We start from the raw sequence: 11871 nt of genomic DNA on the forward strand, positions 1-11871 counted from the left end.
TCTCCGTCGGTGCGGTCGTCCTGACCATGGGCAACCGCCCCGACGAGCTGCGGGCCCTGCTCGACTCGGTCGCCCGGCAGCACGGCGACCCGGTCCAGGTGGTCGTGGTCGGCAACGGTTCGCCGCTGCCGGCGCTGCCGGCCGGCGTGCGCACCGTGGAGCTGCCGGAGAACGTCGGCATCCCCGCCGGCCGCAACGTGGGCATCGAGGCGTTCGGGCCCGGCGGCCGGGACGTGGACATCCTGCTCTTCCTCGACGACGACGGGCTGCTGGCCGGCGAGGACACGGCCGAGCTGTGCCGTACGGCCTTCGCCGCCGACCCCGCGCTCGGCATCATCAGCTTCCGCATCGCCGACCCGGACACCGGCGCGACCCAGCGCCGCCACGTGCCACGGCTGCGCGCCTCCGACCCGATGCGCTCCTCGCGGGTGACCACCTTCCTCGGCGGCGCCAACGCGGTGCGTACCCGCGTCTTCGCCGAGGTCGGGGGGTTGCCCGACGAGTTCTTCTACGCGCACGAGGAGACCGACCTCGCCTGGCGGGCGCTGGACGCGGGTTGGATGATCGATTACCGGTCAGACCTGGTGCTCTTCCATCCGACCACCGCCCCGAGCCGGCACGCGGTCTACCACCGCATGGTGGCCCGCAACCGGGTGTGGCTGGCCCGACGGAACCTGCCGCTTCCCCTGGTGCCCGCTTATTTGGCGGTATGGATGCTGCTGACGTTGGCCAGGCGGCCGTCGGGGCCGGCGTTGCGCGCGTGGTTCGGCGGTTTCAAGGAAGGCTGGACGACGCCGTGCGGTCCGCGACGGCCGATGAAGTGGCGTACGGTATGGCGCCTGACCCGGCTGGGCCGACCTCCTGTGATCTGAGAAGCTCTGGTCTGAGAGCATCGGGCGCGATCCTGGGCACGGCCCCGGCAGCGCACCTTGAGGATGAAAGTGTCAACTGTGAGCGAGACTACGCACGACAGTGTGGTCGCCATGACTTCCCCACCATCCCCCGACGACGGGCTCACCCCCGCCGAGCTGGCCCAGAAGTACGGACTTTCGGTCAGCGGTGCCCGGGTGGGGCTTGGCGAGTACGTCCAGCAGTTGTGGGGGAGGCGCCACTTCATCTTGGCCTTCTCCCAGGCCAAGCTCACCGCGCAGTACAGCCAGGCGAAGCTCGGCCAGCTCTGGCAGGTGGCGACACCGCTGCTGAACGCGCTGGTGTACTTCCTCATCTTCGGCCTGATCATGGGCGGCCGGGGCAACATGGACAACCACGACTACATCCCGTTCCTGGTCACGGGCGTGTTCGTGTTCACCTTCACCCAGACGTCGGCGCTCGCCGGCGTCCGGGCGATCTCGGGCAACCTCGGGCTGGTGCGGGCACTGCACTTCCCCCGGGCCGCGCTGCCCATCTCCTTCTCGCTCCAGCAGTTGCAGCAGCTCCTGTTCTCGATGATCGTCCTGGCCATGGTGTTGGTCGGGTTCGGGCACTACCCCAGCCTGTCCTGGGTGCTGATCATCCCGGTGCTGGCGCTGCAGTTCGTCTTCAACACCGGCCTCGCCATGGTCATGGCCCGGCTCGGCAGCAAGACGCCCGACCTGGCGCAGTTGCTGCCCTTCATCACCCGGACCTGGCTGTACGCCTCCGGCGTGATGTACAGCATCCCGGAGATGCTGGCGAAGAAGGACGTCCCCGAGTGGCTGGACGACCTGCTGCTGTCCAACCCGGCGTCGGTCTACATCGACCTGATGCGCTACGCCCTCATGGACGACTACTCCGCCTCCAACCTGCCGCCGCACGTGTGGCTGCTGGCCCTCGGCTGGGCCCTGCTGGTCGGCATCGGTGGATTCCTGTTTTTCTGGAAGGCAGAGGAGCAGTACGGCCGTGGCTGAGCGAACCCCGGAGCAGAACCCCAAGGACCCGCGTCCCACCGTCATCGCGGACGACGTGCACATCGTCTACCGCGTCAACGGCGGCGCCCGCGGCAAGGGCAGCGCCACCGCCGCGCTCAGCCGCATACTCCGCCGCACCGCCTCGCCCGGCATGCGCGAGGTACACGCCGTGCGCGGCGTCACCTTCGTCGCCCGGCGGGGCGAGTCGATCGGCCTGATCGGCTCGAACGGCTCGGGAAAGTCCACGCTCCTCAAGGCCGTGGCGGGGCTGCTGCCCACCGAGCGCGGCCACGTCTACACCGACGGCCAGCCCTCGCTGCTCGGCGTGAACGCGGCCATGATGAACGACCTCACCGGCGAACGGAACGTCATTCTCGGTGGCCTGGCGATGGGCATGACGCGCGAACAGGTCCGCGAGCGGTACGACGAGATCGTGGACTTCTCCGGCATCAACGAGAAGGGCGACTTCGTCACGCTGCCGATGCGCACCTACTCCTCCGGCATGGCGGCCCGACTGCGCTTTTCCATCGCCGCCGCCAAGGACCACGACGTGCTGATGATCGACGAGGCGCTGGCGACCGGCGACCGCAAGTTCCAGAAGCGCTCCGAGGCCCGCATCCGCGAACTGCGCAAGGACGCCGGCACGGTCTTCCTGGTCAGCCACAACAACCGGTCGATCCGCGACACCTGCGACCGCGTCCTGTGGCTGGAGAAGGGCGAACTGCTCATGGACGGTCCGACCGACGAGGTCATCAAGGCGTACGAGAAGGAGACGAGCCGGTAGTTCCGCCGTCCCCGCACAACGCCCGCCCCGCGTTCACACGCCGGGCGGGCGTTTTCCTGTGGCGTTTACCGAACCCGGCGCGGTCGCCACCCGTACAATTCGTTGCCGCTTTATGAATTGGCCTGTACCACATTTCGTGAAAGCGGTGTCGAGTATTCAGTGGGCCGAAGTGGAGGGCGCGCGGCGAGGCGCGTGCGCTATCACTTTTCGTACGCTGTGTTGTGTGTGCGATCGTGTGCCCGTAGGGTGCTGCCGCGCTGATCCTCGCGGTCTTTCCCGGATTTCGGGGGCGAGTATTTTCGGTGCGATGTGTTCCATAGTGCGGCCGGGTGGGAGCGGTCGGGGCGGTGAATTGGGGGCCGTCGACCCGCGCGCGGCGCGCGGGGTGGCACCGCGCGACGGGCTTTGCGTGACCGGCCGGTTGCCGTGGGTGCTGACGAGTTCGAACGTGGGGCGTGCTCGCACGCGTGTGGTTCGCACGCGAAAACGCCGGGCATAGGGAGGGCGTGTGTCGCAAGAAGCAGTACCTGTCGCACCGTATTCGCGTCGTGAACGACTGCGGATCGCGACCATTCAGGAGATCAAGGATGTGGCACGAGAGTTTCTCGTGCAGGACGGCCCGGGCAATGTAACGATCCGCGCCATTGCCCGCGAAATGGGCATGACGGCGCCCGCCGTGTATCGCTACTTCACCAGTCGGGACGAGCTGATCCAGGCGATACGGCGCGACATCTTCGGCGAGATGGGGGGCCATCTGCGCGCGGTGATCGAGGCCGTTCCCGAGCGCGAGCCCGCCTTCGAACTGCTGGCGTCCGGGCGCGCGCTGCGCCGCTGGGCCATCGAGCACCCGCACGAGTTCGGCCTCATCCTCGGCCCGTGGGGGCCCAGCGAGGGCAGGCAGGCGGGCCAGGCCGAGCGCGACGCGAGCTGGGCCTTCGGGTCGCTGTTCGCCGGCCTGATATCGGAGCTGTGGCGCAGCCGCGGCTTCCCCGTCCCGGACCCGGACTCCCTCGACCCCGAACTGGTGGCACAGCTCACGGCGCTGCGCCGGGAGTACCAGGTCGAACTCCCCGTCGAGGCCCTGGCCATCATGGTCCGCTGCTGGGTGCGGCTGTACGGCGTGATCTCGATGGACGCGCTGGGCCACCTGGCGTTCGCCCTCCCCAACGGCGACGCCTTCTTCGAGCGCGAACTCCAGGACCTGGCCGCCGTCCTGGGCATCGAGGAGTTCTACGCGGCCGACCAGCCGGTGGCCCGCTGACCCCGCCGCGCGCGCCGGCCCGTCGCGTCGGGCCGGCCAGCGGCCGGAAGGCCGCACCACGCCGCCCCGCTCTCCGTCCGACAGGGCGCGGCCGCCACGGGACCCCCGACCTGACAGCGCACCGCTCGGCTCCGCGTACGCTGTACTGATGACCATCCGGACTATGGCGGACACGTGTCCGGCCCCCCGTTCGGGGGTCCGGAGCCCATCCCCCGCGACCTGGGGCGCGGCGTGTCCGCGTCGTGCCGTGACTGACATGCGGTGTAGAACGGGGGATGTGACGGCATTGGCCACGCGGCCCCTACCCAGTGCCCCCGCAGGCCCCGGCGCCCCTGCCCCCTGTGGTGGCGCTGTACGCGCCCGTACGCCTGGCTGTCTCCGGTGACCCTGGAAGACGAGCGCAGCCGGTCCCACCCCACCCCGCGAGCCTGGCCGGAGCAGCAGGCGCGCGCGGTGCTCGACAAGGCAGCGCACGAGAACTTTCCCGTCGCCCCCTTCTTCCTCCCGCGCGCCTGGCGCGACGACCTCATGGCCGTGTACGGGTACGCCCGACTCGTCGACGACATCGGCGACGGCGACCTCGCGCCGGGCGGCGGTGACGCCGTGCTGCTCGGGCTCGACCGGTCCCAGGCCGACGACACCACCGCGCTGCTCGACGCGTTCGAGGCGGACCTGCGCCGGGTCTTCGACGACCGGGCCGAGCCGCCGCGACACCCGCTGCTGCGCGCGCTGCGCCCCACCGTGCGCCGGTGCGGGCTCGGCCCCGGCCCCTTCCTCGGCCTCATCGAGGCCAACCGGCAGGACCAGCGGGTGCGCCGGTACGCCAGTTACCAGGAGCTTCTCGACTACTGCGAGCTGTCCGCCAACCCGGTGGGCCGCCTGGTCCTGGCCATCACCGGGACCGCGACGCCCGAGCGCGTGCGGCGCTCGGACGCGATCTGCACCGCGTTGCAGATCATCGAACACCTCCAGGACGTCGCCGAGGACCTCGGCCGGGACCGGATCTACCTGCCCGCCGAGGACATGCGGCGCTTCGGCGTGACGGAGGCGGACCTGCGCGTCCAGACGGCCAGCGCACCGGTGCGCGCGCTGATCGCGTTCGAGGCCCGCCGCGCCCACGACCTGCTGAACGAAGGCGCTCCGTTGGTGAGCAGCGTCCACGGCCGGCTCAGGCTGCTGCTCGCCGGCTTCGTGGGCGGTGGGCGGGCCGCCCTGAAAGCGGTCGCGCGCGCCGATCACAACGTGTTCCCTGGACCCCCCAGGCCCACCAAGCCCAGCCAACTGCGCGAGGTCGCGGCGACACTGCGAGGAGAGGGGTGACCCAGGAAGTGGAAGGACCTTCGCCTACCCCCGCACCGGTGACGGCGGCGTACCGCTACTGCGAGGCAGTGACCGGCCAGCAGGCCCGCAACTTCGCGTACGGCATCCGGCTGCTGCCCACGGACAAGCGGCGGGCGATGTCCGCGCTGTACGCCTTCTCCCGCCGGGTGGACGACATCGGCGACGGCGCCCTGAGCGCGTCGGCCAAGGAAGAGCGGCTGGAGAGCACCCGCGAACTGCTGCGCCGGATCGCGGACGGTGCGGTGGAGCAGGACGACACCGACCCCGTGGCCGTGGCCCTCACCGACGCCGCGCGCCGCTTCCCCATCCCGCTCGGCGGGCTCGACGAGCTGATCGACGGCGTGCTGATGGACGTGCGCGGCGAGAGCTACGAGACGTGGGACGAGCTGCGGGTGTACTGCCGGTGCGTGGCCGGCGCCATCGGCCGCCTCTCGCTCGGCGTCTTCGGCACGGTGCCCGGGGCCCCCGGCGCCGAGCGCGCCGCCGAGTACGCCGACACGCTGGGGCTCGCCCTCCAACTCACCAACATCCTGCGGGACGTTCGGGAGGACGCGGCCAACGGGCGCACCTACCTGCCGTCCGACGACCTGGCCAAGTTCGGCTGCTCGGCGGGGTTCCACGGCGCCACGCCGCCGGCCGGCGCCGACTTCACGGGCCTGGTGCACTTCGAGGCCCGGCGCGCGCGGGCGCTGTTCGCCGAGGGCTACCGGCTGCTGCCGCTGCTCGACCGGCGCAGCGGCGCGTGCGTGGCCGCCATGGCCGGCATCTACCGCAGACTCCTCGAGCGCATCGCCAGGGACCCCGCGGCCGTGTTGCACGGCCGCGTCTCGCTGCCCGGGAGGGAGAAGGCGTACGTCGCCGTGCGCGGCCTGGCGGGTGTCGACGCGCGCACCGTGAACCGGCGAACCGGTGGGGGGCGCGGGTGATGGCCCACGCGCCGGTGCCGCACGCCGGCCGGCCCCCGCGCACGCTGGGAGACCAGTACGTTCGCGCGACCCGGCGTGAGAGCCCTGCCGGTGGGGCAACCCTACGGGGCGTCGCGGCGTCCCCCGTCGCAGCCGGGGAACGGTCGCGGCGCCGGCCGCCCGCGACCTGGAGCGGCGAGAAGCGACCGGGAGCGGCCGAAGCGGTCACGCGGAAGCACCCGGAGCATCAGAAGGACCAGGCGTACCCGCAGCACCCGAGCACAGTCGAGCACAGCCGAGCACAGCCGAGAAAGGGGCGCACGATGGCAGCGAGCACGCACCCTGAGCACCTGACCCGCGCGGGCCGGACCGCCGTCGTCGTCGGGGGAGGGCTCGCGGGTATCACCTCCGCCCTGGCCCTGGCCGACGCCGGGCTGCAGGTGACCCTGCTCGAAGGCCGGCCCCGGCTGGGCGGCGCCGCGTTCTCCTTCCGCCGCCCCTCGCCCGCCGGCGAACTCACCATCGACAACGGCCAGCACGTCTACCTGCGGTGCTGCACCGCGTACGGCTGGTTCCTGGACCGCGTCGGCGCCCGCCACCTGGCCCCGCTGCAGGACCGGCTCGACGTGCCCGTACTCGACGTGGGCCGGCCCGAGCCGAGGCTGGGGCGGCTGCGCCGCACCGCGCTCCCGGTGCCGCTGCACCTGGCCGCCACCCTGGCCACCTACCCGCACCTGTCGCCCGTCGAGCGGGCGGCCGTCGGCCGGGCCGCGCTCGCCCTGAAGTCCCTGGACCCGCACGACCCGGCCCTGGACGGCATCAACTTCGGGGACTGGCTGCGCAGCAAGGGCCAGTCCGCGCGCGCCATCCAGGCGGTGTGGGACGTCGTTGCCGTGGCGACCCTCAACGCCCGCTCCGCGCAGTGCTCCCTGGGCCTGGCCACCATGGTCTTCAAGACCGGGCTGCTCACCAAGCCCGGCCACGCCGACATCGGCATCCCCCGGGTGCCGCTCGGCGAGCTGCACGACACCAGGGCCCGCGCCACGCTTGAGGCGGCGGGCGTGCGCGTCGAACTGCGCAGCCGGGTCACCGCCATCGGCCGCGAGGCGGAGGGCGGTTGGGGCGTCGAGGTGGAGACCGCGCCGCACGCGGGCACCCGGCTCACCGCCGACACGGTCGTACTGGCCCTGCCCCAGCAGGAGGCACACGGACTGCTGCCGGCCGGAGCGCTGGACGACCCCGGTCGACTGCTGAAGATCGGCACCGCGCCCATCCTGAACCTGCACGTCGTCTACGACCGCAAGGTGCTGCGCCGCCCCTTCTTCGTGGCCATCGGCACCCCAGTGCAGTGGGTCTTCGACCGCACCGACACCTCGGGCCTGACCGAGGGCCAGTACCTGGCGGTCTCCCAGTCCGCCGCCCACGACGACATCGACCAGCCCGTGGCCCGGCTGCGCGAGCGCTACCTGCCCGAGTTGGCGCGCCTGCTGCCCGCCGCCCGTGGCGCGACCGTGCGGGACTTCTTCGTCACCCGGGAGCGCACGGCGACCTTCGCTCCCGCGCCGGGCGTCGGCCGACTGCGCCCGCCCGCCACCACGAACGCGCCCGGCCTGTACCTGGCCGGGGCGTGGACCGCCACCGGCTGGCCAGCGACCATGGAGAGCGCGGTGCGCAGCGGGCTGACCGCGGCCGACGCGGCGCTCTCCGAGCTCGGCCGCCCGCACCGCAGCCCGCTGCGGGAGGCGGTATGAGCACTGTGACCGGAAACAGAGGAGAGACCGTGACTCCGGCCATCCCCGTCGAGACCGCGAACGTCAGCGCCATGCTGGCACGCGGGCGCACCCTGGTGACGCCCGTGCTGCGCGAGGTCGTCGACAGGCTCGCCCCGCCCATGAATGCCGTCGCCGCCTACCACTTCGGCTGGATCGACGCCGACGGCAACCCCTCGGCCGCCGACGGTGGCAAGGCGGTGCGCCCCGCGCTCGCCCTGCTCTCCGCCGAGGCCGCGGGCGCCGCCCCCGAGGTGGGCCTGCCCGGCGCGGTCGCGGTCGAGCTCGTGCACAACTTCTCGCTGCTGCACGACGACCTGATGGACGGCGACGAGCAGCGCCGCCACCGCGACACCGTGTGGAAGGTGCACGGCCCCGACCAGGCCGTCCTGGTGGGCGACGCGCTGTTCGCGCTGGCCAACGAGGTCCTGCTGGAGCTGGGCACGGTGGACGCCGGCCGCGCGACCAGGCGGCTGACCACCGCCACCCGCCGACTCATCGACGGGCAGGCCCAGGACATCGCGTACGAGCAGCGCGGGCGGGTCAACGTCCAGGAGTGCCTGGACATGGAGGGCAACAAGACCGGGGCGCTGCTGGCCTGTTCGGTCTCCATCGGCGCGGTGCTCGGCGGCGCCGACGACCGGATGGCCGACACGCTGGAGACGTACGGCTACCACCTCGGGCTCGCCTTCCAGGCCGTCGACGACCTGCTCGGCATCTGGGGCGACCCGGTGGCCACCGGCAAGCGGCCCTGGAGCGACCTGCGTCAGCGCAAGAAGTCCCTGCCCGTGGTCGCCGCGCTGGCCGCCGGCGGGCCCGCCTCCGAGCGGCTGGCCCGAATCCTGGCGGCCGACGCGAGTCATGACGGGAAAACGGATGACATCGCTGACTTCGATGAGGAAGAGTTCGCTAGCCGAGCGGCGTTGATCGAGGAGGCTGGCGGTCGCGAGTGGACGTCCCAGGAAGCTCGCCGGCAGCACGCCACCGCCGTGGCGGCGCTGCACGAGGTGGACATGCCCGCCGCGGTGCGAGCGCAACTGGTGGCGCTCGCCGACTTCGTCGTCGTACGAGAGGGATGACCTGCCCATGAGACACGGGGGCTGGCGGGAGTACCCGGCCAGGCTCAGCCACCACACCTAGCTCGCGGTCGCCGGAGGGCGCCGGCCACGGCGCCTTTCGACGCAACCCCAGCACGGCAGTGAACGGACTGTGAAAGGGGAAGCCATGACAGCGACAGTCGTCGAAACAACCACGGTTTTAACGGCGGCCCGGCAGGCGACGGCCAGGGCCGTCGACCACCTGCTGGCCCGCCAGGACAAGGAGGGGTGGTGGAAGGGTGACCTGGAGACCAACGTCACCATGGACGCCGAGGACCTCCTGCTCCGCCAGTTCCTCGGCATCCAGGACCCCGGTACCACCGCGGCGGCCGCCCGCCACATCCGCTCCCGGCAGCGCCCGGACGGCACCTGGGCCACCTTCCACGGCGGTCCGCCCGATCTGTCGGCGACCATCGAGGCGTACGTGGCGCTGCGCCTGGCGGGCGACGAGCCGGACGCCCCGCACCTGGCCGCCGCCTCCGCGTGGGTGCGCGAGGCGGGCGGCATCGCCGCGAGCCGCGTCTTCACCCGCATCTGGCTCGCCCTGTTCGGCTGGTGGAGCTGGGACGACCTGCCCGAGCTGCCGCCCGAGCTGATCTACCTGCCCAAGTGGGCGCCGCTGAACATCTACGACTTCGGCTGCTGGGCGCGGCAGACCATCGTGCCGCTGACCATCGTCTCGGCCAAGCGCCCGGTGCGCCCCGCGCCGTTCGCGCTGGACGAGCTGCACGCCGACCCGCGCCGCCCCAACCCGCCGCGCCCGCTGGCCCCCGCCACCACCTGGGACGGCGCCTTCCAGCGCCTTGATCGCGCGCTGCACAGCTACCGCAAGGTCGCCGTCCGCCCGCTGCGCCGGGCCGCCATCCGCTCCTGCGCGCGCTGGATCATCGAACGGCAGGAGAACGACGGCTGCTGGGGCGGCATCCAGCCACCGGCCGTCTACTCGGTGATCGCCCTGCACCTCCTCGGCTACGACCTGGAGCACCCGGTGCTCCGGGCCGGCCTCGCCTCCCTCGACCGGTTCGCCGTCTGGCGCGAGGACGAGAACGGGGAGCGGGTCCGGATGGTCGAGGCGTGCCAGTCGCCGGTGTGGGACACCTGCCTGGCCACCATCGCGCTGGCGGACGCGGGCCTGCCCGACGACCACCCGGCCCTGGTGCGCGCCGCGGACTGGATGCTCGACGAGCAGGTGTACAAGCCGGGCGACTGGTCGGTGCGCCGGCCCGAACTGCGCCCCGGCGGCTGGGCGTTCGAGTTCCACAACGACAACTATCCCGACATCGACGACACCGCCGAGGTGGTGCTCGCGCTGCGCAGAGTCAGCCACCCGGACCCGCAGCGCGTCGAGCGGGCCATCCAGCGCGGCGCCGAGTGGAACCTGGGCATGCAGTCGAGCAACGGGGCCTGGGGCGCCTTCGACGCGGACAACGTCAGCCCGTTCCCCAACAAGCTGCCGTTCTGCGACTTCGGCGAGGTCATCGACCCGCCGTCGGCCGACGTCACCGCGCACGTGGTGGAGATGCTGGTGGCGCTCGGCGAGCGGGGCGACCCGCGCACCCAGCGTGGCATCGACTGGCTGCTGGCCGAACAGGAGCCGAACGGCGCCTGGTTCGGCCGCTGGGGCACCAACTACCTCTACGGCACCGGCTCCGTGGTGCCCGCCCTCGTGCTCGCCGGCATTCCCAGCACGCACGCGAGCATCCGGCGGGCCGTGAGCTGGCTGGAGAGCGTACAGAACGAGGATGGCGGCTGGGGCGAGGACCAGCGCTCGTACCGGGAGCGCGCGTGGGTGGGTCGCGGCGAGTCCACCCCCTCGCAGACCGCGTGGGCGCTGCTGGCGCTGCTCGCGGCCGGCGAGCGGGAGAGCGAGTGCGTACGGCGCGGGATCGCGTGGCTGGTGGATACCCAGCGCCCGGACGGCGGTTGGGACGAGCCGTACTTCACCGGCACCGGCTTCCCGTGGGACTTCTCCATCAACTACCACCTGTACCGGATGGTCTTCCCGATCACCGCGCTCGGCCGCTACATCCACGCGCAGCCGTTCGGAGCGGAACGGCAGGGGGCCTGATGGCGGACGCCTCCGCCGCGGCCCCGCCGCTCCTGGTGGTCTGCGCGCTCGGCATCGAGCGGCTCGCGCTGCGCGGCGGCGACCGCGGCGCGGCCGCGGGCCCCATGGTGCTGCTGCGCACCGGGATGGGCCCGCGGGCGGCCGAGCGCTCGATGGAGCGCGTCCTGGCCACGGCGGTCGGACCGGGGCCGGGACGGTCGGTAGCGGGCGCCGCCGGCCCCCGGGGGCATCCGCCGGGTCCGGACCCGACGGGCGGCCACCGGCCGGTACCGGGGCCGGGCCCGGCGGCCGTCATCGCCACCGGGTTCTGCGCCGGACTCGCCCCGGGGATGCACCCCGGCGACCTCGTCGTCGCCGACCAGACCCGCGACCACGCGGGCAGCACCGAGTGCACCGGCACCGATGTCCTCGCCAGCGCCCTGGCCGACCTGTGCCGCCGCTCCGGGCGCGGCCTCGCGCCCGCCGTGCACACGGGCCCGGTGGCCGGCTCCGACCACGTGGTGCGCGGCGCCGAGCGCGCCCGGCTGCGGGCGACCGGGGCCGTCGCCGTGGACATGGAGTCCGCGGCGACCCTGCGCACCGCCGTGCGCGCGGGCCCGCGCCCGGTTGCGGCCGTTCGGGTGGTCGTGGACGCTCCAGAGCATGAGCTGGTCCGCGTCGGCACCCTGCGCGGTGGAATATCCGCCTTCCGGGTGCTCCGCTCGATCCTTCCTGCCTTCTGCCAATGGCACCGTTCGTTACCGCTCTCCAGGAGGTGAGC

The 11871-nt window shown here is 72.5% G+C and carries 10 protein-coding genes; all 10 read left to right on the forward strand.

From position 1 onward, the window contains the following. The first annotated feature begins 26 nt into the window (after positions 1 to 26). The 10 genes from OYE22_RS29405 to OYE22_RS29450 all read left to right on the forward strand — a co-directional run bounded on the left by OYE22_RS29405 (position 27) and on the right by OYE22_RS29450 (position 11869). Positions 27 to 872, forward strand: coding sequence for a glycosyltransferase (locus OYE22_RS29405; protein ID WP_277324381.1), 846 nt, complete (start codon positions 27 to 29; stop codon positions 870 to 872). 78 nt (positions 873 to 950) lie between these two features. Then, positions 951 to 1886 (forward strand): ABC transporter permease, encoded by a 936-nt coding sequence (locus OYE22_RS29410; RefSeq protein ID WP_277323224.1) that lies wholly within the window; start codon positions 951 to 953, stop codon positions 1884 to 1886. After that, positions 1879 to 2670, forward strand: a complete 792-nt coding sequence (locus tag OYE22_RS29415; RefSeq protein WP_277323225.1) for an ABC transporter ATP-binding protein — start codon at positions 1879 to 1881, stop codon at positions 2668 to 2670. Before OYE22_RS29410 ends, OYE22_RS29415 begins: the two co-directional genes overlap by 8 nt. 508 nt (positions 2671 to 3178) lie before the next feature. Continuing rightward, a complete protein-coding gene (locus OYE22_RS29420; RefSeq protein ID WP_277323226.1) occupies positions 3179 to 3931 on the forward strand; it encodes a TetR/AcrR family transcriptional regulator in 753 nt (250 codons plus the stop codon). 453 nt (positions 3932 to 4384) lie between these two features. After that, complete coding sequence (hpnC, locus tag OYE22_RS29425; protein WP_277324382.1) at positions 4385 to 5251, forward strand: squalene synthase HpnC; 867 nt, start codon at positions 4385 to 4387, stop codon at positions 5249 to 5251. Next, positions 5248 to 6198 carry a presqualene diphosphate synthase HpnD gene (hpnD, locus tag OYE22_RS29430; RefSeq protein WP_277323227.1) on the forward strand — a complete coding sequence of 317 codons (951 nt, stop codon included), beginning with the start codon at positions 5248 to 5250 and terminating at the stop codon, positions 6196 to 6198. The genes hpnC and hpnD overlap by 4 nt, the downstream gene beginning before the upstream one ends. A gap of 302 nt (positions 6199 to 6500) precedes the next feature. Then, on the forward strand, positions 6501 to 7928 hold the full coding sequence (gene hpnE / locus OYE22_RS29435) for a hydroxysqualene dehydroxylase HpnE (protein WP_277323228.1): 1428 nt from the start codon (positions 6501 to 6503) through the stop codon (positions 7926 to 7928). After that, on the forward strand, positions 7925 to 9025 hold the full coding sequence (locus OYE22_RS29440) for a polyprenyl synthetase family protein (protein ID WP_277323229.1): 1101 nt from the start codon (positions 7925 to 7927) through the stop codon (positions 9023 to 9025). The genes hpnE and OYE22_RS29440 overlap by 4 nt, the downstream gene beginning before the upstream one ends. 145 nt (positions 9026 to 9170) lie before the next feature. Continuing rightward, a complete protein-coding gene (gene shc, locus OYE22_RS29445) occupies positions 9171 to 11111 on the forward strand; it encodes a squalene--hopene cyclase (RefSeq protein ID WP_277323230.1) in 1941 nt (646 codons plus the stop codon). After that, complete coding sequence (locus OYE22_RS29450) at positions 11111 to 11869, forward strand: 1-hydroxy-2-methyl-2-butenyl 4-diphosphate reductase (RefSeq protein ID WP_277323231.1); 759 nt, start codon at positions 11111 to 11113, stop codon at positions 11867 to 11869. The genes shc and OYE22_RS29450 overlap by 1 nt, the downstream gene beginning before the upstream one ends. Positions 11870 to 11871: the final 2 nt, after the last annotated feature.

It is taken from the genome of Streptomyces sp. 71268 (genome assembly GCF_029392895.1).
Classification (GTDB): Bacteria; Actinomycetota; Actinomycetes; order Streptomycetales; family Streptomycetaceae; genus Streptomyces.

Bases quoted from the DNA above. Each gene is read 5' to 3' on its own strand.
- OYE22_RS29440 (WP_277323229.1), top strand. From the start codon at position 7,925: ATGAGCACTGTGACCGGAAACAGAGGAGAGACCGTGACTCCGGCCATC.
- shc (WP_277323230.1), top strand. From the start codon at position 9,171: ATGACAGCGACAGTCGTCGAAACAACCACGGTTTTAACGGCGGCCCGG.
- OYE22_RS29450 (WP_277323231.1), top strand. From the start codon at position 11,111: ATGGCGGACGCCTCCGCCGCGGCCCCGCCGCTCCTGGTGGTCTGCGCG.
- hpnE (WP_277323228.1), top strand. From the start codon at position 6,501: ATGGCAGCGAGCACGCACCCTGAGCACCTGACCCGCGCGGGCCGGACC.
- OYE22_RS29405 (WP_277324381.1), top strand. From the start codon at position 27: ATGGGCAACCGCCCCGACGAGCTGCGGGCCCTGCTCGACTCGGTCGCC.